We start from the raw sequence: 20544 nt of genomic DNA on the forward strand, positions 1-20544 counted from the left end.
AACAAGACCAGCTGTCCCCGTGCTGCGGTGCGGGCGAAACGCCCCTCGCTCCTCCCGGAAACGGCATCGAAACACCGGGCTGAGATGCTCTTCTCGACCGAGCCTTCCGGACCGGCGTCGCGATGGCGGGATCCCCGGTTCCCTGCTCCGTCCTGCCTGCCTGCCTGCCGGAGAGGACAACTCATGGATCCGCTCACCACTTTCGTCCTGGTCGGGTGCCTCGTGGTGGGCGCGTCCTGGGTCGCCCCGCGGCTTCGCCTGCCTCGCCCGCTGCTGCAGCTCCTGGTCGGGTTGCTCGTCGGACTCATTCCCGCGGTGCAGAGCATTCACCTGCCCTCCGATGCCGTTCTGGTGCTGTTCCTTCCTGCGCTGCTGTTCTGGGAGGCACTGATGACGCCGTTGCGCGAGGTGCGACGGGATCTGCGGGTCATCCTGCTGCTGAGCACGCTGCTGGTCGTCGCCACGACGTTCGGCACGGCAGGGATCGGCGTGGCCCTCGGCTGGGGATGGCTGCCGGCGCTGGTCCTGGGCGCCGCATTGGCTCCCACCGACGCCACCGCCGTCGGAGCACTCGCCAAGGCGCTCCCGCACCGGAACCTCGTCCAGCTGCGTACCGAGAGCCTGATCAACGACGGCACCGCCCTGGTCATCTACACGGTCGTGATCGGGCTCGCCGGAAGCGGCGCCCACTACTCCGGTGCAGAGATCGCGGGGCTCGTCGCGCTGGCCTACGGAGGCGGCGCCGTCATCGGCCTCCTCGCGGGGGCTCTGGCCACCGCCGTCCTCCAGCGCCTGAGCGATCCCCTCCTGCACAACGCGGCCCTGGTCCTGGTGCCCTTCGCCGCGTTCCTCGCCGCGGAGCAGATCCATGCGTCCGGCGTGATCGCCGTCGTCCTCGCCGGCCTGTACCTGAGCCGCACCGGACCCCGCTCCGGAACACCGCAGTCCCGCCAGCAGCGGGACGGCTTCTGGACTCTGACGACGACGACCCTCAACGGCGCACTTTTCGTGCTGATCGGGATCGAAGCGCAGTCCGCGCTCCGATCCGTCTCGCCACAGAGCATTCCGCTGCTGCTCGCACTCTGCGTGCTGATTTGGATCGCCATCCTGCTCATCCGCTTCGTGTTCCAGATGTTCACGACCTGGACGATCCGGCTCGTGGATCGGAGCCCCGCTCAGCGCAGGAAGCGGATGACGCATCGGGCCAGGGTCGTGTCGACCGTCGCGGGCTTCCGCGGCGCGATCTCCCTCGCCGTCGCGCTCGCGGTGCCCGCAGGGATGTCCGGTCGCGCCGAGATCGTGTTCGTCGCCACCGGGGTCGTCATTCTGACGATCCTCGCGCAGGGGCTGCTCCTGCCTGCGGTGATCCGCTGGGCGCGCTTCGAACCCGACACGATGGTCTCCGCCGAATTCTCCCGCGCGCATCGGACCGCTCTGCTCTCCGCGATCGACGCGACGCCCGCGATCGCGCAAGGGATCGACGCCCCGGACCACGTACGCGAACGGCTCGTGGACGAGTACCGGGAGCGCCTTGAGAGGATCGACGGCTCACCCGAACCCGAGCGCAGCACCCGGCGGGACCTGGACAGTGACTACGCCGCGCTGAGTCTCGCCCTCGTGGACCACACCAGGGACGTCGTGATCCGTCTCCGCAACCATGGCGCGATCAGCGACGTCACCCTGCACCGGCTGCAGGCACGTCTGGATCGCGACGCGCTTCACCTCGCGCCCGCGTCGACGGAGCAGCACGAGTGATGCGCGTCCGAACGCCTACCGGACGACGGCCGTGGCCGTGGCCGGATGCGCGATGACCTCCTGGCTGATCGATCCGAGCAGAAGGCGCCGGATCGCGCCTCGCCCACGTGAGCCCACGACGCAGAGTCGTGCCGATGCGGCGAGTTCGTCGATCACCCGGGAGGGATAGCCGCTCTCCACGACGGGGATGATCGTGAGATCGGGATAGTCCGTCGACAATCCGGCCAGGGCGATCGCGAGGATCTCCTCGGTCGCCGTCTGCATGTTGTCGAGATAGGGCTGCGAATAGCCGACCAGCCCGAAACCGGGCGCCGTCAGAGGCGTCCACACCGATACCGCCGTCAGCGGTTCGTCGCGAAGATCTGCCTCCGCGGCAGCGAAACGAAGGGCGCTCTCGGAGGTCTCGGATCCGTCGACGCCCACGATGATCCCCCTCCGCTCTGTCAGGTCGTAGTCGGGGACCACGACGACGGGGCACTTCGCGGCGGCGGTGATGCGGACCCCGTGGAACCCGCGGACCGACGGCGATGACCCTCCCTGATAGTCGCTCCCGATGACGAGCAACGCGGCGTCCTCCGATGCGGCCACGAGCCGCTCGACGGGACTTCCCACGTCTACCCGCACGGTCACCTCCACGCCGCGCTCGGCGTACGACTGGAGATGCTCCTCGATGAAGGAGCGCGCCGCGGCGGTGGCCTCAGCCAGCGGACCGCCTTCGCCGAGAGTGCCGATCGCTCCCCCGACCACGGAAACCAGTTCCACGCGCTGCGATCGTTCCGCGGCGCGTGCCATCGCCCACTCCACGACCCGCGCCGCCACCGGCGAGTCCGAGACTCCCACAACGATCATTTCCCTCATGATTCGTTCCTCTCATCTCTGCCTCTTCCGAGGGTAGCCAGAGACGACGGCACAGCGCRGGGGTCCCGCCCGTGTTTAAAGCCCTGTCCATTGCGAAGACGCCGCCGGGTGCGACCCGACGGCGTCTTGCACGTGCGAACGCGGTTCAGGCGGTCGCGGTTCCGGTGAAGTTGACGGTGCCCGCGCCGAACGCCACGAGCCCTGTCGCGACGCCATGAAGATCCCAGGTCAGAACCATCGGGCACTGAATCGAAAGGCCGATTCCGTACTGGAGCGTGGTCTGCACCGTGACCGAGAGCTTGGTCGGGACATCGGTGTAGTTGCCGAGACCACCCACCGCTCCACCGTTCGGGAGCGAGACGTTGGTGAACACGAAGGCTCCGGGCATCGCGCCGACGGTCGAGATGTTGCCGGCACCGGCGCCGAGGCCGACGGCGGAGTTGTAGGTCTTGCCATCGGACATCGTCAGCTGCGCCTGGGTCACGATGTACGTGAAGGCGGGCTGGAAGATGTTGGTGAAGCTGATGCCGCACTGCGTCGCGTCGAGACCGAAGATCGACGRGAACGCGATCGTCGCCTTGTTCCCGAGGACGACCGCCTGGGACGTCCAGGCGCCGGAGATGATGCCTCCGATGATCGGGAAACCCGCCTTGATGCACGTCGGGCAACCCGGAGTCGAGGCGGACGCCAGCGGCATGGCCGCTGCCGCGGCGACGACCGGGATGCTCCACGCCGCGCCTTTGACGATGGTGCGGCGATCGATGGCGGGACGCGTGCTCACCGTGGTCTTGCTTTCGGACATGTGTCTCTCCCCAGAAGAAGTAGTGTTCGGATCGCATGGCCCAGTGCCCGTCGCGACGGGCGGGCAGGTGCCACGCTCGACCATCATCGATGCACGGTTCGCCACGGCGGAGTGCTCAGGCGCAATAACGATGAAATGCGGCGCGGAATGCAATCTCACCATCGGGGAGCGCGCGCGGGAAGGCACGGGAATCGGCGGCTCGACATACCCTGGAGGAGCCGCCGGACCCGTTCGCATCCCCATGAGGCGAACTATCGGCATCGAGGTGGATTCTCAATGCCCGGCCATTGCAGGATCCGGGGAGGGAATATCTGCGGTGACCGATCAGACGATTCTCGGCGAGGAAGTCATTTCGACCATTGCCAGACCGACGGGAAATTCGGTCGAACACCGAGGATCACGCGCCTTCCCAGGGACGATCGAACAGGACCCGGAGATCCGTCGAACACAGGAAGTCGCGCAACTCATCAAATCACATGAGATTGTCCCTCGCCGGCGATCCGGCCATCTGCCGCGAAGAATGTCGCACGACCGTCGACAGAATTCGCTTCTGCGACTTCGGCGTCGCAGAATCTAACATCTCTGGCGCGATAGTGATGAACAGCGCCCGCGCCCCCTTCTGACCAGGATCAGCGACGGGACGCCCTGCGCAGTTCTCGTGGTGTGGCAAGCCCCACCCATGCGAACGCCCGACGCAGGGCCGATGCATCCCGGAAGCCCGCGAGCTCCGCGATCTCGCCGATGCCCAACGGCGCGTTGCCCGCATTGGCCAGCAGCTCCTGCGCAAGGTCCACCCGCGCGCGTCGCAACTCGTCCGCCGGCGTCGTCCCCTCGAGCGCGAAGAGCCTCTGCAGGTTCCGGACCGACATGTGCAGGTCCTGCGCAAGCCCGGCGACGCCGAACTCCGGCTCGGTGCGCCGGATCAGTATGAGGGTGCGCGCCCGTGCGATCCCTGGAGCCTCGATGCCCGCGATCGTCGTACGCGGTCCCGCCTCGACGAGGACCCCGAACACCATCTCCGTGATCAGCTGCTCCACGAGGTAGTCGGTGTACAGCGTCGGTTCGGAGGGCTGGGTGAGCAAGGAGTCGAGGAACGCACGCAGCCCGCGCCCGAGTGCACTCGCCGCGATCACCTCCATCGGAGCGCCGACACCCGATTCGATCTCGGCCAGTTCACCCCAGGGGACCCACGCGATCATGACGGTACCGGCCTTCACTGCACTCACCGACGCCGTGCGATGCGGATGCAGGAACACCAGCGCACCGGGAGGGACCTCTTGCGGTTCCCCCTCCGCTCCGCGAATCTCGAGCGGAATCGAAGAGACGAGAAGCGCCGCCGTCTCCGTTCCGTCGACCTCTTGTGGCATCCAGCGCCACGATATGTCACGACCCACGACGTGCTGCGTCGCAAGAACACTGCGGTAGCGCAGTGCAACGATCGGATGCTGCCGCTCTCCGCGGAGCAGCCGTGTCAAATCCCCTGAAATCGTGGCATTCCCCATTTAACGATCTTCCCCCGTCGATCACCGCGAGACGAACTCCCCCAGTTGCGTTATCCCGCGTTAACATAACGTCAACAAATAGGGCGGGGCAACCGCATCTCGATTGGTCGTGCCGGAAACACGATGATGCTTGAGGGTGTCTGATCTTGTAGTGTCTCTCATATGCTCCGCGATCAGCGGTACTGCTGTGCACGAAGTAGCCACTGGGGAGGCGGCGATGGCGAGAGAAAAGAGGCGCAACCGTGCGCGCAAAGGGGACAGCGATTATGAGAGGCCGTGGCTGCTCAAGGAGTTCTACGGAGCGCCTATCTGGGCTCTCCTCGGCTTCGTCGTGGTGCTCCTGGGACTCGGCATCGCATATCTTTTGCAACGCTAGTCAGCCACCTGTGCACAATCGAATGCCGTGATCCGTCCGGCGACGTGATCCGACGGTCGAACGACGTCGGAATCATTGCGTGGCGAATCAGCGCGCGTGCTCGGTGCCGGGCGTCCAGAGCAGATCCGCGCCCGCGCCGCGGGCGACCACATGGCCCTCACGGATCATGAGGGTCTCCGCGCCGAGCTCGCGTGCGAACGCCGCGTCATTGCTCACCAGCAGAGCAGCCATCCCGCGTTCGGTTCGTCGGCGCGTGATCGCGGCGAAGACCACCGGCCGCACCTCCAGATCGAGGTTGGCGAGCGGCTCGTCGGCGATCAGAACGGTCGGATCCAGCACCAGGGCGCGGGCGATCGCCACGCGCTGGCGCATGCCGGCGCTCAGTTCGTAGGGGAACGAGGAGGCGAGGCCCAGCGGCAGGTGCAGTTCATCCAGCAGCGTCGCGACCCGGATGGCCAGCGCCTTCACGTTCACGCGCCGCTCGCGCTGCAGGATCGGTTCTGCAATGGTCTCCTGCACGGTCAGCTGCGGCGTGAGCTGGGCTCCGGCGTTCTGCGGCAGGTAGCCGGCCCGGTAGGTCAGCTCCCGCAGGCGGCGTCCGGGGTGACGCACGGACACGCCGCAGACCGTGGCGGATCCGCCGACGACGCGGATCGAGGAATCAGCAGCGCCGGCGAGAGCCCCGACGAGCGTCGATTTTCCGGATCCTGTCGCACCGGCGATGCACATGAGCTCGCCTGCGGGCAACGAGAACGTCACGCCGTCGATCGCCCTCGTGGGCGCCGAGTGCCCGATCCGATCGATCACGATGTCCTCGCAGACGATCGCAGTGGAAGCATCCCCCGTCGCACGTGCCATGCCCCCATCCTGCCCGATGCCCGGGGGCGCAGGGTCGTGCTCGGCGGCGGGCCTCAGTACTCGATGAAGCGCTGCCGCTCGGCATCGATCTCGACGATGCGGCGCGCGATCGAACGAGCGCCGTCGGAATCCGCCGGCAGCCGCTGGATGGCTCCCAGCAGCTCATGCTTCTCCCGCTCCAGGCCACGCGCGATGAGTCGTCGGCAGAGGTCCGTCGCGGACGCCCTGGCGCCCTGCTCGTCCCGCGCGGGGAACGCCGCCATGAGCAGTTCTCCGCCCAGGCCGCGGTACGGCTCCCGCACGGCGTCGACGGCGTGGAGCGCCCACCCGGGACGCTGCCGGTCGGAGATCTGCGCGATCGCCTCCCGCACCGCGTCCAGTGCGGGAACGGAGAACTCAGCGGACATCGCCCGCTGAAGCAGCTCGGCATCCAGCTGATGGCCGTACTGCAGCGCCCCCATGAGCGCGTCGCGCTCGAGCAGCGCGTCCCCCGTCCGCGGAAGCGTGAGGAGCGTCACTACGGGAACCGGCACGGAGGGTGGCGCGTCGGGCGCACCGGGACGCGCGCCGGAAACCGGAGAGGCCGTGCGTGATTCCTGAGCGCCGGAGTCGCCCTGACGGCGACGGCGCTCGTGGCGGCGCACCTCGGCGTGCACGTCGGTGGGATCCATGCCGAGACGGCGGGCGAGGATCCGCTCGTACTCGGGGCGCAGCAGAGCGTCGCGGATCTCCGCGACGATCGGCGCCGCAGCGCGCAGCGCACCGACCCGCCCCTCCGCGGTACTCAGGTCGAACGTGGCGATCTTGCGGTCGATCACGAACTCGAACATCGGTACCTTGGCCGACATGAGCGCGCGCACGGCCTGGTCGCCGCGCTGCAGGCGCAGATCGCAGGGATCCAGGCCGTCCGGCGCCACCGCGACGAAGGTCTGCGCATTGAACCGATCGTCCTCCGCGAAGGCCCGGAGCGCGGCCTTCTGGCCCGCCTCATCGCCGTCGAACGTGAACACGACCTCACCCGCAGCCGAGTCATCACCCATGACCCGGCGCAGAAGCTTGATGTGCTCGGCGCCGAACGCGGTGCCGCAGGTCGCGATGGCGGTGGTCACGCCGGCGAGGTGGCAGGCCATCACGTCGGTGTAGCCCTCGACCACGACCACGCGCTTGGGCTCGCCGCGAGAGATGTCGCGCTTGGCCAGATCCAGGCCGTAGAGCACCTGCGCCTTCTTGTAGATCGGCGTCTCGGGAGTGTTCAGGTACTTCGGGCCCTGATCGTCGTCGTAGAGCTTGCGCGCCCCGAACCCGACGGTCTGGCCGGTCACGTCGCGGATCGGCCACACCACGCGCCCTCGGAACCGGTCGTAGACGCCGCGCTGCCCGGCCGACACGAGTCCCGCAGCGGTGAGCTCGTCGCGGGTGAATCCCTGCGCGCTCAGTGCCTTGAGCATCCCGTCCCAGCCGCGCGGGGCATATCCCACCCCGAAGTGCGCGGCGGCTCCCGCGTCGAACCCGCGCTGGCCGAGGAAGGCGCGCGCCGACTCTGCCTCGGGGCTCAGCAGCTGGCCGCGGAAGAACTCTGCCGCGGCGGTGTTCGCGGCGTAGAGACGGCTGCGCCCGCTCGTCTCGGGCGCGGGCCCGCCATCCTCGTAGTGCAGGGTGTAGCCGACGCGCCCTGCGAGACGCTCCACGGCCTCGGTGAAGCTCACATGGTCCATCTCCCGCAGGAACGAGTAGACGTCGCCCGACGCGCCGCATCCGAAGCAGTGGTAGTAGCCGACCTGCGGGCGCACGTGGAAGCTGGGGCTCTTCTCGTCGTGGAACGGGCACAGGCCCTTCATCGACCCCACGCCCGCGGACTTCAGCGAGACGCGCTCCCCCACGATGTCGGCGATGTTGGTGCGCGACTTGACCTCGTCGACGTCCGCCTGCAAGATCCGCGGCATCAGCGCCCGCCGTGTTCGACGTCTGCGAGCACGGCTCGCGGCGCGTGCGCCGCACGGGGCCTTGCGTGCCGGGGCGACCAGATGCCGACCTCGGCCGGGTCGATGTCCCCCACCAGGCGATTGTGCCAGTCCACCGCGGTCTGGTCCGTGAGGCTGGCGACCTGGTCGACGACCACTCTGGCGCGCTCGGCGTCGGATCCGGCCGCGTGGAAGTCTGCGGCGAAGGCCGGCTCGAGCACGTCAGCTCCGGCCGTCCACAACGCGTCGGTGGACCACAGCGCATCGGCCAGGCGCTTGAGCACCCGCCGCTGCTCCTTATACACCCCGCGGCGGGCGTCGATCGTGACGATCGCCTGCCCCATGATCCCCTTGAGCACCGCGATCTCGGCCTCGATGACCTTCGGCACCACCACGTGCGCGTTGTACCGGGCGAGGTTCGCGCCGGGGTAGGCCTCCCGGGTCGCTGAGACGGCGGCGCGCGCGAAGCGGCCGATCATGTCGCTCGTGAGGTTCTTCAGGCGGGCGAGATCGCGGCGAGAACGGTCGAAGGAGGGCAGCCACATCGGCTGCCGGGTGAGCCGGTACAGAGCATCGGCGAGATCTTCTCGGGTGAAGTCGTAGCCCACCCACTGCTGCACACGGCCGACGAGTGCATGGTGTTCTGCCGGATCCGCCAGCTGCGCCACGTCCAGGTAGCCGTTGACGATCGCATCCTCGAAGTCGTGCACCGAGTAGGCGATGTCGTCGGAGAGATCCATGATCTCGGCCTCGATGCAGCGCAGGCGACCAGGAGCGCCCTCGCGCATCCAGCGGAAGACATCCTCGTCGTCGGGGTACACACCGAACTTGAGCCGGCCGCCGGGGTCGGGCAGCGGGCTGTCGACCGTCCAGGGGTACTTGCACGTCGCGTCCAGGCTTGCCCGCGTGAGGTTGAGCCCGACGGAGCGGTCCTGGTCGTCGAGCACCTTCGCCTCGAGGCGGGTCAGGATCCGCAGCGACTGCGCGTTGCCCTCGAAGCCGCCGATGTCCTCGGCCCAATCGTTGAGCGCGCGCTCTCCGTTGTGACCGAACGGAGGGTGCCCCAGATCGTGGCTGAGGCACGCGGTGTCGACGACATCGGCGGAGACCCCGAGGGCGACCGCGAGCTCGCGCCCGACCTGCGCCACCTCGAGCGAGTGCGTAAGCCGGTTACGGGCGAAGTCCGCCGTGCTCGCGGGGCTGAGCACCTGCGTCTTCGCGGCGAGACGGCGCAGCCCCGCCGAGTGCAGCACCCGGGCGCGGTCGCGGGCGAAGTCGTCCCGTTCGGAGCGGTGCGTCTCGGCGAAGAAGCGGGCGGCATCGTGCGCGTCGTAGCCGTCGACGGGCACGACGGCCTCAGCCGCCACTGTTCTCGACCTCGGCGCCGCGCATCATGTCGGTGACCTCGGAGGCGACCTCGCGAGAGTCCAGCCAACCGTCCGGCAGCGCAGTGCGCTTCGGTGTGCCCGCGCGCCCCCGCTGCCCCTCGGCCGGCGCACCGGGGTACGGGGCGTCGCCGAGCGTGCCCAGGATGTCGTCCATCTCCTGCAGTGTCGAGACGCGGGCGAGCGCCGCCCTGGTCTCTCCGCCGACCGGGTAGCCCTTGAAGTACCACGCCACGTGCTTGCGGACGTCCTTGCAGCCGCGGTCCTCGTCCTCGAAGAACTCGACGAGGAGTTCCGCGTGCCGGCGGAACGCGTCCTTCACGAAGCCCAGGGTCGCGTCGACCTGCACCGCGTTCTCGTCGCCGAACGCCCCGGCGAGCTCGCCGAAGAGCCAGGGCCGGCCGAGACAGCCACGGCCCACCACAACGCCGTCGCAGCCCGTCTCCGCCATCATCCGCACGGCGTCATCGGCGCTCCAGATGTCGCCGTTGCCCAGGACCGGGATCGAGGTCACCGCCTGCTTGAGTTCGCCGATCGCCGACCAGTCCGCGTGTCCGGAGTAGTACTCCCCCGCCGTCCGCGCGTGCAGCGCGACCGCGGCCGCCCCGGCATCCTCCGCAGCACGCCCCGCATCGAGGAACGTGAGGTGATCCTTGTTGATGCCCTTGCGCATCTTCACGGTGAGCGGCACGTCGCCGGCGGCCTTGACGGCGCGATCGACGATGTCGGCGAACAGGCCGATCTTCCACGGCAGCGCGGCGCCGCCCCCCTTGCGGGTGACCTTGGGCACGGGGCAGCCGAAGTTGAGGTCGATGTGATCCGCGCGATCCTCCGCGACGATGATCCGCACCGCCTCGGCGATGGTCTGCGGATCCACGCCGTAGAGCTGGATCGATCGCGGCGTCTCGCTCTCGTGGTGCTGGATGAGACGCATGGTGATCGCGTTGCGCTCCACGAGCGCCCGCGACGTGATCATCTCACTGACATACAGGCCGGCGCCGTACTCGCGGCAGAGCCGGCGGAAGGCCGTGTTGGTGATGCCCGCCATCGGCGCGAGCACGACGGGGACGTCGATACGGAGCGGGCCGATCTGCAGGGGCCGGACGGAAGCGGGGGCGAGAGTCATATCCTGTCCATTGTCCCAGATTCCGAGCCTTCGATCCCCGTCGCTCCTAGGCTTGGGGATATGTCGGATACTCCCCTGCGCAAGATCCCGTTCACCGATGCAGAAGGCGCCACCCGCACGCTGGACGACTACGGCACGGGCCCCGTACTCGTCGTCAACGTCGCGTCGAAATGCGGACTGACTCCGCAGTACGAGCAGCTCGAGGAACTGCAGCGCCGATTCGGCGAACGCGGCCTCACCGTCGTCGGCTTCCCCTGCAACCAGTTCTTCGGTCAGGAACCCGGATCGGTGGACCAGATCCTCGAGTTCTGCTCCACGACCTACGGGATCTCGTTCCCGATCAACGACAAGGTCAAGGTCAACGGACGCAGCGCGGCGGATCTCTACAAGACCCTCAAGCAGGCCGAGGACGGTCACGGCAAGTCCGGACGCGTGGAGTGGAACTTCGAGAAGTTCCTCGTCGCGCCCGATGGATCCGTGCAGCGCTTCCGTCCGCGCCAGGTGCCGGACGATCCGGAGATCGTCTCCGCCATCGAGAACGCCCTCGACTGAGCGGTCCCGGGGCTGCGCGCCGCTGACGCCGTACTGACCGTCGATCACGAAGAAGGGCACACCCTGGATCCCGTAGGCCTGGGCCTGCGCCTGATCCGCGCGCACGTCGGCGAGGTGCCGCTCGGAACGGAGCGCCTCGAGAGCAGCCTCCCGATCGAGCCCGACCTCGGCGGCGAGGTCGGCCAGGTCGTCGACGCGTCCGACGTGACGTCCCTCGATGAAGTACGCGGACATGAGCCGCTCCTCCATGTCGTGCTGGCGGCCCTCGGCCTTGGCGTGGTGCAGCAGCTCATGGGCCTTGACCGTGTTCGTGTGCTGCAGCAGGTCGAAGCGGTACTCGAGTCCTGCCTCCTTCGCGACGCCCGTCACGCGATCGAGCATCTGCTCCACCTGCGCGCGCGGCATGCCCTTGTGGCCCGCGAGGAAGTCGGCCTCATCTCCTTCGAAGTCGACAGGGGTGTCCGGTGAGAGCTCGAAGGAGTGGAACGTGATCGTCACCTGCGGCGCGTCGTCGTCCTCGGCGGTGGCGGCGAGCCCCGCCTCGAGATTGCGCTTGCCGATGTAGCACCAGGGGCAGGCGATGTCGGACCAGATGTCGATCGAGATGGGTTCACTCACACCTCGATTCAACCGCATGTTCTTCGGGGATATTCCGGATGCTAGCCTCATCCGATGCCCGCCGAGCCCGCGACTGTGCCGTCCGCACCGCAGCGGATCCTCATCGCGGGCGTGACAGGGAGCGGGAAGACCACCCTCGCGCGGCGGCTGAGTGCGATCCGGGGCCTCCCTCATATCGAGCTGGACGCGCTGTTCCACGGTCCAGGCTGGACCCCGCGTCCCTCGTTCCTGGACGACGTCCGCGCCTTCGCCGACGCCGAGCGCTGGGTGACCGAGTGGCAGTACTCCGGCAAGGGCACCGATCCGATCCTGGTCCCTCGCGCCGATCTGGCGATCTGGCTGGACTACCCGTATCGCGTCGTGCGGGCGCGGTTGCTGCGGCGGACGATCTCCCGGAGCGTTCTGCGCAGCGAGCTCTGGAACGGCAACCGCGAGAAGCCGTTGTGGGCCATGCTCCGCCACGGCCCCGAGGAGAACATCCTGCGCTGGCAGACCACGACCCTGCACAAGTGGACCGAGCGCATGCCGGAGATCGCCGTCGAGCATCCGCTTCTCCCGGTCCTGCGGTTCACGCATCCGCACGAGACGGAACGCTGGCTGCGCGCACTGCCCCACTCGTCCTGACGCGCAGGCGCCGGACGTGACTCAGAAGAGCAGAGCGGCGAGGCGCTTGCGCGCCGTGACGACCCGGGCATCCGCATCGCCGATCAGACCGAACAGCTCCACAAGGCGCTCGCGCACGCGACCCTGCTCATCGGCGGGGACAGCGGAGAACAGGTCGAGGAGGCGGCCGAATGCGTCATCGACGTGACCGCCCGCGACGTCGAGATCGGCCACGGCGAACTGCGCCGCGATGTCCGTCGGCGCCGCAGCGGCCGCGGCACGTGCCTCGTTCAGATCGAGATCCTGCGTGCGGAACAGCAGCCGGACCTGCCCGAGGCCCGAGCGGGCCTCCTCGTCGCGGGGGTTCTCGGCCAGGGCCTTCTCGTACGCCTCGATCGCCGCAGCGAGATCGCCGCGCTCGATCGCGTCGAAGGCCGCCTGGTGCAGCGGCGGGAGCGGCTGCTCGACCGGCTCTGCGGGCTCGCCCTGCTCTGCGCCATCACCGACCGGGATCGTGCCCGTGACACCCTGCTGGGCCGCGAGCTGGAGCAGCTGGGCGAACACCTCGCGCACCTGCTCCTCGGGCACCGCACCGGTGAACAGCGGCACCGGCTGACCGGCCACGAGGGCGACGACCATGGGGATCGACTGTGCGCGGAAGCCCTGGGCGAGCTGAGGATTGGCGTCCACGTCGACCTTCGCGAGCACCAGGCGGCCCGCGAGCTCGGTCACGACCTTCTCGAGCACCGGGCTGAGCTGCTTGCACGGCCCACACCACTCGGCCCACAGGTCGACCACGACCGGAACACTCTGCGAAAGCTCGAGCACCTGCCCGAACGTGGCGTCGGTGACATCGACGACCAGCGGGATGGTCGTGCCGTCCGCAGGCGACTGGGCGGGGGCATCCGGCGCCGGTGCCGCAGGGCGGTTACGCAGCGAGGAAAGGTCGACGGCGCCGCGAAGGGCGGCGGCGGACAGCTCGGTCATTTGATCTCCGTCACATTCTGGAGCTGCTGGGACGCGGCCAGCAGCGTGATCTTCGCATCGGATCCCTGCGCGGGCACGGCGAAGAAGAGCTGCATCCCGTACACCGAGACGAAGCCCGTCTTCGACTCGTCGACACCGGTGAGCGCCTTCGCGGGAGCGTTCACGACCGTCCCGTTCGTATCGACGTTCTTGATCGAAGCGTCGGCGCTCGTCGGCTTGATCGTCTGCGAGTCGTCGACCGTGACGGCGACGATCGCACCGCTGTCGATACTCGACATCGAGACGGGCGTCCCGGCGCCGACCGATGCGGCGAAGGAGAGGCTCGACGTCGTGTCAGCGCTCTTGTCCTTCAACGCCTGCAGCACGGTCGCCCGGCTGTCCTGCACGGACTTGGCGAACGCGAGCGCCGATTTGTCGAACTTGTCGTAGAACTCGCTCTTGTCCCCCTTATCGATCACGTTCGCGAACTCCGAGCCCAGCTCGTCCGGCGCGACCACGAGGAACGGGGAGTCGGGCGGGGTGAGCTTGGCGCCCAGCCATGCGGGGGCCATGTTGGGCAGCTTCGCGGACGCCTGCATCTCGGCGACGTGGGAGATCTTGTAGTTCGACCACGGATCGGGCTGCGTCATCGTCATGATCAGCGGCGCGACCTTGTCGTTGCTGCCGTGCTCCACGAGCATCAGCACGGTGCGCGGCCACGAGTCATATGCCTGCGGCACGAGGATCTTGACCTTGTCGGCCGGGATCGTCGCCGGCAGCGCGAAGTCCGCGACACTCTTGTGCACGGCGTACGCCGTCTTGCGCGCTTCGAGCGCCGAACCCTCCAATCGGGTCTCCGCCTTCGCCGCGTCGAGGTTCTTGTCGGCGTCGGCGAGCGTGCCGGAGATACTCTCCAGGATCCGGGCGGCCTGCGCCTCGGAGACCGCGGGGGCCTGCTGCCCCGCCTCGACGGCCTGGGTCTCGGTCGGCGTCGGAGTGGGCGACGCGGCGGTGTGCGGCCAGATGTCGGGCGTGCAGCCGCTGAGCAGCGCGGCGGTGACGCCTACAGCGGGGATCAGCAGCAGGGCGCGCCGACGCTTCGGCGCGACGGCACGGCGTTCCCGCACGGCGCCGTCCTGGTTCGCCGCGGGATCGGCCTCAGGCTGAGCACRCGAACCCGTGGCATCAGGCGTGGGCGAGACCTCAGGAGCGGCAGCGGCTTCAGGAGCGGAATCGATGGCGGCACGATCCGCCACGTCGATGGGCTCGGTCACCGGGAGGGGCGGCGGCGCCTTGCGGCGCGGGCCGCGGCCCCTGCGCGAGTGCCGGATCGCGAGCACGTACAGCACCAGCCCGAGCAGGAGGAAGGCCCCGCCGGCGACCATGAGCGGCCCCGCCCACGGCGTCGCCGTGTCGAGCGGCCACTTCAGCGCGACGTCGGACGGCGCCTCGGCCTTGCCATCGGACGCGAGCAGCACGCTCACGCCTTCCGGCACCTGCATGCGGTCGACCAGGGAGTTCTTGTCGCTGAAGCTGTCGAGCCAGAGGTCGGATCCTGCCGGGTCGCGCTGCGTGTCCTTGCCGTCCTCGCTCTTCGCGGTCGGCTCGATCAGCTTCGCCGTGGTCGTGGTGCCGTCCTTGGCGAGGGTGATCCGGTTGTAGCTCGTGTCACTCAGCCAGGCCTCGAGATCAGCCGTGCGGGCCTGAGCCACGAAGATCGTGCCGTCGCCGTGTGCGACGAGCGTCTGCTCGCCGGGGTGAGCGCGGAGCACGGCGGAATCGATCATGGTGAAGGCCTGCGGGGCCTTCACCGAGAGCTCGGCCGTCACATCCCGGGGGCCGAGGAAGATGGTCCGCTGCGCGATACCCGTCCCAATCAGGACGGCCGCCAGCACGAAGGCTAGAACAGCCCATACAAAACGCACGAAAAATCTCCTCCGCGATCCGCGGGTAGGCGCCCGGGATCTCCGCTCGACGTTTCAGACTAGCGAAACGACCTGTATGGATGCCACGAGAGGTCCCTCCACTCGCTCAGCCGGGACCTCGGCCGCGATGCGCCAAGGCTCCGCGAACTCTGCCGGTTAGGCTGAGGGACCGAGTTAGAAGGATCTCATGAAGCTGCACAATCCGTTCCGCACCGCGCTGGTGGCGACGCTCGGCGTGGGCCTGGGCATCATGCTCATCCAGAGCGTGCAGTCCCTGTCCACGATCCTGCTCTACGTCGGCACCGCGCTGTTCCTGAGCCTCGGCCTGGATCCGATGGTGAGCTGGTTGACCCGTCGCCGCCTCCCCCGGTGGGCGGCGGTGCTGATCACGATCGTCGTGGTGCTCGGGGTCTTCGYGGGCATCGTGCTGATGGTGATCCCGATCCTGGTGAACCAGATCTCCCAGCTCGTCCAGCAGATCACCGTGATCGTCAACAGCGGCACGGCCATGGCCGACTTCAAGCACTGGCTGGAGAGCCTGCTCCCCAACCTGGACGTCGACACCGTCTTCGGCTACATCAACGACTGGCTGAACAAGAACCTCGGCGACATCAGCAGCTCGATCGGGCAGGGCGTGATCGTGGTCGGAGGCGCCCTGTTCGCAGGGATCAGCGGGACCTTCATCGTGCTGATCCTCACCATCTACTTCACCTCAGCGATCCCCTCGCTCAAGGGCGCCGTGTACCAGGTCGTGCCCGCCTCCAAGCGCGACCGTTTCATCGATCTCGCCGAGCAGATCACCGCCTCGGTGGGCCACTACGTCATAGGCCAGGTCGCGATGGGCGTGATCAACGGCGTGCTGAGCTTCATCTTCCTGTCGATCATCCGGGCCCCGTTCCCGATCGTGCTCGCCGTGATCGCGTTCTTCTTCTCCCTGATCCCGCTCGTCGGCACGCTGACCGGCTCGACGCTCATCGTGCTGCTGTGCCTGATCCCCGGGCTCGGCTCTCCTCCGTGGGCCTGGCTCATCGCGGCGGTCTACTACCTCGTGTATATGCAGATCGAGGCCTACGTCATCTCGCCGCGCGTGATGAACCGCGCGGTCGCGGTGCCCGGTGCCGTGGTCGTGATCGCCGCGCTTTCGGGCGGAGCACTGCTGGGGCTGCTCGGAGCGCTCATCGCCATCCCGGTCGCGGCCAGCATCCTGATCATCTACCGCCAGGTGCTGATCCCGCGGATGAACGAGCGCTAGCCCGCCGGCCACTCCCGCGCAAGAGGAAGCGCGGAAGGGTTGATGGCGGCGACGATCTCGTCCATCACGCGGCGGGTCTGGCTTTCCCCCACCCAGAGGTGCCTTCCACCGTCCACGGCGACGAGTTCGGCGTGCGGAATCGCGGCGAAGCGCTCCACGGCCTCGGCCGGTCGCAGATAATCGTCGAGCTCGGGCACGAGCACCACCACGCGCCGGTCCTCATGAGCCCAGGCCGCGACCTCGTCGGCGGTCGCGCGGTGCAACGGCGGCGAGAGCAGGATCACGCCTTCGATCTCGTGCTCACGGCCGTACTTGAGCGCGAGCTCGGTGCCGAACGACCAGCCCACCAGCCACGGCCGGGGTAGATCGCGCTCCCGCACGAACGCCATCGCGGCGGCCACGTCGTGTTGTTCCGCCGTTCCGCCGTCGAACACGCCCTCGCTCACGCCCCGAGGCGAACTCGTGCCGCGGGTGTTGAAGCGCAGTACGGCGAGGTCTGCCAGCGCGGGCAGCCGTGCCGCCGCTTTGCGCAGGATGTGCGAGTCCATGAAACCGCCGGCGGTGGGCAGCGGGTGCAGCGTGACGAGGGTCGCCACGGGGGCGCAGGCCTCGGGCAGAGCGAGTTCCCCGACCAGGCGGAGACCGTCGCCGGTGCGCAGCTCGATGTCCTCGCGCCGTGCAGGCAGCGCGCGGGGTCCGCGGATCTCCACCTCAGTTCTTCTTCCAGCAGCCGTTGTGCCAGTGCCGACGCGCCGCCAGGTCAGCCGCATCGCCCAGCACGCCGTCGGCACGCCAGACCACCAGATGCGCCGTATGGGCGGGGATCACTGCGCGGCACCCCGGGCAGGTGTATTCCTTCTGCGCCTGAGCCGCCGTCAGAGGCTGGACGTACCACTCGGTGCCTCCACGCATCTCGGTGCGCTTCCATCCGGCGATCAGCCGGTCGAGCGAATCATCGCGCGGGCGCTCTTGACGTCGTCGGTGCGGGCGTGGCATGGGCGAGCGCCGCTCACCACCAGTTGTTGGCCGACCAGAACGCCACCGCGGCGCCCCAGCTGCCATACCGTCCCACGGCGTAGCCGTTGCCCCAGCGCAAGTTGTCGACGGGGTCGTAGCCGTTGCCGGGCACCTTGCTGCAAGGAAGCGCCTGCACCAGGCCGCACGCGCCGGATCCGCTGTTGGTGGCGTTCGGGTTCCAGCCGCTCTCGCGGCTCACGATGTAGTCGACGTAACCCCAGTCGCTCGAGGCGATACCGGCTGCAGCCATCCACTCGGCCGGCGCGCCGCCGCCGCTGTAGAACATCGGCCCGGCATCGCCCGACGACGAGGACGAGGAGGACGACGATGAGGAGTCGCTGGACGCGACGACCGGCTCCGGCGTCGGGGTCGGCTTCGGCGTGACGTAGACGTCGAACGCGTCGCGCGTCTGCGCCGTCGGCGTCGCGCCGTGCACGGAGACCGTGATGTTCTGCGCGTCGCGCGTCGCCAGCGAGTATGCCGTGGTCACCGAGGCGTGGGCCGGCTCCGAGGCGGACATGGCCAACCCTGCGGGCGCCACGATCGCGACCGAGAATCCCACCACGGCGAGCCCGGCCAGCACCGCAGAACTCGCACGCCGACCGGGGTGCGGTTTCACGTTCAGGCGGGATGCTGTGGCTGCGTCGTTCTGCGCGGCGGTTCGGGAGCGCGCCACAATCGAATCGTTATCGGGAGTCACAATGGCTCCGAGTTTAGCCAGCCGAAGCTGAATTCGCCATGAGAATCGCCGCGATGCGCTCCGCGCCGCCATTCAGCCGGCTCAACGGATCGCGAGCAGCACGTCGATCGTCGCATCCAGTAGTGCGTCGACCTGCTCCTCGCGGTAGCCACGACGCTGCATCCGGAATGCGGTCTGACGCACCTGTTCCGCCGTCAGCGCATCGCCGTCGCGGAGGAAGCGCACGATCCGCTTGGCGACGTGATCCACCTCGTCGATCCGATAGCCGAAGGTGAGGAGACCGGTCCGCGCGAATTTCCTGCCCTGGGGGCGACTGAGATGATCCAGGATCACCTGCGCATCCGTGCGCGCCCTGCCGACCCATGCGGAGGCGCCGTCGGTCGAGACGACGAGAGCGCGCTCGCGCTGCGCGAACGCTTCCTCGACCCTGGCCAGCGCGGCGTCCACGGCCGCGATGTCATAGCCGCCGCGCACCAGCGGGAACGAAGCCGCGCGGATGTCTGCGGAGCCGACTCCGTCCACATCGTCCTCGAACGCGCCGCGTGCGCGCGCCAGGAACGTGTCGACGGCGGCGCGCTGATAGCCCCTCTCGCGTCGAGGGACCACGGGGAAACTCGCTGCGGCGCCGGACACGGCGCTGCCGGAACGTGCGGAATCGGTCATGCTGCCGCCAGAGGGGTGAGGAGGAAGTACAGAGCGAGGGCCACGACGGCGGACGGGAGCATGCTGTCGAGCCGGTCCAGCAGTCCGCCGTGGCCGGGAAGCCAGGAGCTCATGTCCTTGATGCCCAGATCGCGCTTGAGCAGCGATTCCGCCAGGTCGCCGATCGTCGCGGAGGCGACCAGACCGGCGCCGACGATGAGTCCAGCCCACCACGGCACGCCCAGGAGATAGACGCCGACGAGGGCGCCGGCGACGAGGGAACCGAGTACGGCGCCGGCGAAACCCTCCCAGGTCTTCTTGGGGCTCACCCGAGGCGCCATCGGATGGCGTCCACCACGTCCGAACAGCAGCCCGGAGGCATAAGCGCAGGTATCGGCGACGACAACGACGACGATGAGCGAGAGCACCCACCACTCTCCGCGCGGCTGGCGCAGGAGCATCAGGATGAGGGCTCCGAGGAACGGCACATACGCCTGGATGAAGCCGCCGGCCATCACGTCCGTCAGCACGTCGCCGTAGGTGCGTCCGTCCTTCGCGACCATCTGCGAGACGAGGCGCCAGACGACGACGCCGAAAACGGCGACGAACAGCATCACCCAGGTCAGCCAGGGATCCGCGAAGTAGCCGCCGGCCGCGAGCAGGGCGCCGAGGACGAGCTGCGGCCACAGGTCGACCTTGCGCCCGCCGCTGCGCAGCGCGAGCACGAGCTCCCAGACCGCGAGCAGGACGATGGCGAGGCCGATCACCACGAAGGACCACTTCGCGAACAGCAGTGAGGCGAGGATCACCCCGCCGATCAGCAGGCCGACGCCGGTGGCGACCAGGAGGTCACGCCCTGTGCGCTCCTTGATGCGCTCGTTCGCCTGATCGAGCTGATCACGGGCGTGCGAGACGTGCGTCTCGAGTTCCGCGCGCTTCGCCCGGAACTGCGCCTGCAGATCGCCGGTGCGTGGGGGCGGATTCTCGCCGGCGGACACCGGCGGAACATCGCCGGCAGGCAGCGGAAGCGGCGGTCGCGGGGGGATCCTCGACGCGTCGTCGCCGTCGGACGGAGTGCTCATGGACGGTCTCAGACCTCGAGCAGCTCGGCCTCTTTGCGCTTGACAGCCTCGTCGATGAGGTCGACGTGCTGGCGCGTGAGGGCATCGAGCTCCTTCTCGCCGCGAGCGATCTCGTCTTCGCCGAGATCGCTCTTCAGGCCGTCCAGCTCATCCTTCGCCTTGCGACGGATGCCGCGGACGTGCACCTTCGCGTCCTCGCCCTTGCTCTTCACGAGCTTGACGTACTCCTTGCGACGGTCGGCCGTGAGCTCGGGCATCGTGACGCGCACGATGTTGCCGTCGTTCGTCGGGTTCGCGCCCAGGTTCGGCATGTCGCGGACCGCCTGCTCGATGGCCTTGAGAGCCGACTTGTCATACGGCGTGATGATCAGCGAACGCGCCTCGGGGTTGGCGAGCGAGGCGAGCTGCGCCAGCGGAGTCGGCGTGCCGTAGTAGTCCACCAGGACCTTCTGGAACATCTGCGGGTTGGCACGGCCGGTGCGCACCGTGCTGAAGTCCTCCTTGGCGGCCTCGACGGCGCGCTGCATGCGGGAGGTGGTGTCGGCGAGGACATCCGCGATCACG

The 20544-nt window shown here is 68.5% G+C and carries 19 protein-coding genes and 1 pseudogene; 4 read left to right on the forward strand and 16 right to left on the reverse strand.

From position 1 onward, the window contains the following. The first annotated feature begins 183 nt into the window (after positions 1 to 183). Positions 184 to 1755 (forward strand): Na+/H+ antiporter, encoded by a 1572-nt coding sequence (locus AC1DG4_RS13530; RefSeq protein ID WP_477379177.1) that lies wholly within the window; start codon positions 184 to 186, stop codon positions 1753 to 1755. Positions 1756 to 1770: 15 nt separating this feature from the next. On the opposite strand, the gene AC1DG4_RS13535 is transcribed toward AC1DG4_RS13530, so the two are convergent. The 7 genes from AC1DG4_RS13535 to dusB all read right to left on the reverse strand — a co-directional run bounded on the left by AC1DG4_RS13535 (position 1771) and on the right by dusB (position 10623). Continuing rightward, positions 1771 to 2613 (reverse strand): universal stress protein, encoded by an 843-nt coding sequence (locus tag AC1DG4_RS13535; protein ID WP_477379175.1) that lies wholly within the window; start codon positions 2611 to 2613, stop codon positions 1771 to 1773. 145 nt (positions 2614 to 2758) lie between these two features. After that, a complete protein-coding gene (locus tag AC1DG4_RS13540) occupies positions 2759 to 3415 on the reverse strand; it encodes a hypothetical protein (protein ID WP_477421284.1) in 657 nt (218 codons plus the stop codon). Between the two features lie 629 nt (positions 3416 to 4044). Beyond that, on the reverse strand, positions 4045 to 4614 hold the full coding sequence (locus AC1DG4_RS13545; protein WP_477379171.1) for a helix-turn-helix domain-containing protein: 570 nt from the start codon (positions 4612 to 4614) through the stop codon (positions 4045 to 4047). A 766-nt stretch (positions 4615 to 5380) separates the two neighbouring features. After that, a complete protein-coding gene (locus AC1DG4_RS13550; protein WP_477379169.1) occupies positions 5381 to 6151 on the reverse strand; it encodes an ATP-binding cassette domain-containing protein in 771 nt (256 codons plus the stop codon). 53 nt (positions 6152 to 6204) lie between these two features. Then, entirely contained in the window at positions 6205 to 8094 is a 1890-nt protein-coding gene (gene dnaG / locus AC1DG4_RS13555) for a DNA primase (RefSeq protein WP_477379167.1), read from the reverse strand. Further along, entirely contained in the window at positions 8094 to 9479 is a 1386-nt protein-coding gene (locus AC1DG4_RS13560) for a deoxyguanosinetriphosphate triphosphohydrolase (protein ID WP_477379165.1), read from the reverse strand. Before AC1DG4_RS13560 ends, dnaG begins: the two co-directional genes overlap by 1 nt. Next, positions 9469 to 10623 (reverse strand): tRNA dihydrouridine synthase DusB, encoded by a 1155-nt coding sequence (gene dusB / locus AC1DG4_RS13565; RefSeq protein ID WP_477379163.1) that lies wholly within the window; start codon positions 10621 to 10623, stop codon positions 9469 to 9471. The genes AC1DG4_RS13560 and dusB overlap by 11 nt, the downstream gene beginning before the upstream one ends. A gap of 60 nt (positions 10624 to 10683) precedes the next feature. On the opposite strand from dusB, the gene AC1DG4_RS13570 reads away from it, so the two are divergent. After that, a complete protein-coding gene (locus tag AC1DG4_RS13570; RefSeq protein ID WP_477379161.1) occupies positions 10684 to 11175 on the forward strand; it encodes a glutathione peroxidase in 492 nt (163 codons plus the stop codon). A gap of 60 nt (positions 11176 to 11235) precedes the next feature. On the opposite strand, the pseudogene AC1DG4_RS13575 reads toward AC1DG4_RS13570, so the two are convergent. Further along, positions 11236 to 11967 (reverse strand): annotated as a pseudogene (locus AC1DG4_RS13575) (DsbA family oxidoreductase); the annotation flags it as partial. On the opposite strand from AC1DG4_RS13575, the gene AC1DG4_RS13580 reads away from it, so the two are divergent. After that, positions 11848 to 12417 carry a P-loop NTPase family protein gene (locus AC1DG4_RS13580; protein WP_477379157.1) on the forward strand — a complete coding sequence of 190 codons (570 nt, stop codon included), beginning with the start codon at positions 11848 to 11850 and terminating at the stop codon, positions 12415 to 12417. The pseudogene AC1DG4_RS13575 and the gene AC1DG4_RS13580 overlap by 120 nt on opposite strands. Before the next feature lie 21 nt (positions 12418 to 12438). On the opposite strand, the gene AC1DG4_RS13585 is transcribed toward AC1DG4_RS13580, so the two are convergent. Together AC1DG4_RS13585 and AC1DG4_RS13590 are read right to left on the reverse strand one after the other, a co-directional pair. Then, entirely contained in the window at positions 12439 to 13383 is a 945-nt protein-coding gene (locus AC1DG4_RS13585; protein ID WP_477379155.1) for a tetratricopeptide repeat protein, read from the reverse strand. Beyond that, on the reverse strand, positions 13380 to 15287 hold the full coding sequence (locus AC1DG4_RS13590; RefSeq protein WP_477421285.1) for a DUF8094 domain-containing protein: 1908 nt from the start codon (positions 15285 to 15287) through the stop codon (positions 13380 to 13382). Before AC1DG4_RS13590 ends, AC1DG4_RS13585 begins: the two co-directional genes overlap by 4 nt. Before the next feature lie 187 nt (positions 15288 to 15474). Between AC1DG4_RS13590 and AC1DG4_RS13595 the strand changes: the two genes are divergently transcribed. Continuing rightward, the gene (locus tag AC1DG4_RS13595) at positions 15475 to 16539 is read left to right on the forward strand and encodes an AI-2E family transporter (RefSeq protein ID WP_477421286.1); all 1065 of its coding nucleotides are present in this window, start codon (positions 15475 to 15477) and stop codon (positions 16537 to 16539) included. Here AC1DG4_RS13595 and AC1DG4_RS13600 read toward each other — a convergent pair. From AC1DG4_RS13600 to frr, 6 genes are all read right to left on the reverse strand, one after another. Beyond that, positions 16536 to 17249 (reverse strand): alpha/beta hydrolase, encoded by a 714-nt coding sequence (locus AC1DG4_RS13600; protein ID WP_477379149.1) that lies wholly within the window; start codon positions 17247 to 17249, stop codon positions 16536 to 16538. The two genes, AC1DG4_RS13595 and AC1DG4_RS13600, sit on opposite strands and share 4 nt — an antisense overlap. Before the next feature lies 1 nt (position 17250). After that, complete coding sequence (locus AC1DG4_RS13605; protein ID WP_477379147.1) at positions 17251 to 17535, reverse strand: hypothetical protein; 285 nt, start codon at positions 17533 to 17535, stop codon at positions 17251 to 17253. A 13-nt stretch (positions 17536 to 17548) separates the two neighbouring features. After that, positions 17549 to 18232: an aggregation-promoting factor C-terminal-like domain-containing protein gene (locus AC1DG4_RS13610; protein ID WP_477379145.1), complete on the reverse strand. Its 684-nt coding sequence runs from the start codon at positions 18230 to 18232 to the stop codon at positions 17549 to 17551. A 105-nt stretch (positions 18233 to 18337) separates the two neighbouring features. Continuing rightward, a complete protein-coding gene (locus AC1DG4_RS13615) occupies positions 18338 to 18919 on the reverse strand; it encodes a DivIVA domain-containing protein (protein WP_477379143.1) in 582 nt (193 codons plus the stop codon). Beyond that, entirely contained in the window at positions 18916 to 19980 is a 1065-nt protein-coding gene (locus AC1DG4_RS13620; protein WP_477379141.1) for a phosphatidate cytidylyltransferase, read from the reverse strand. The genes AC1DG4_RS13615 and AC1DG4_RS13620 overlap by 4 nt, the downstream gene beginning before the upstream one ends. Positions 19981 to 19988: 8 nt before the next feature. Beyond that, positions 19989 to 20543 carry a ribosome recycling factor gene (gene frr / locus AC1DG4_RS13625; protein ID WP_309337356.1) on the reverse strand — a complete coding sequence of 185 codons (555 nt, stop codon included), beginning with the start codon at positions 20541 to 20543 and terminating at the stop codon, positions 19989 to 19991. Between the last annotated feature and the right edge of the window lies 1 nt (position 20544).

It is taken from the genome of Microbacterium sp. 05N427, assembly GCF_056397105.1.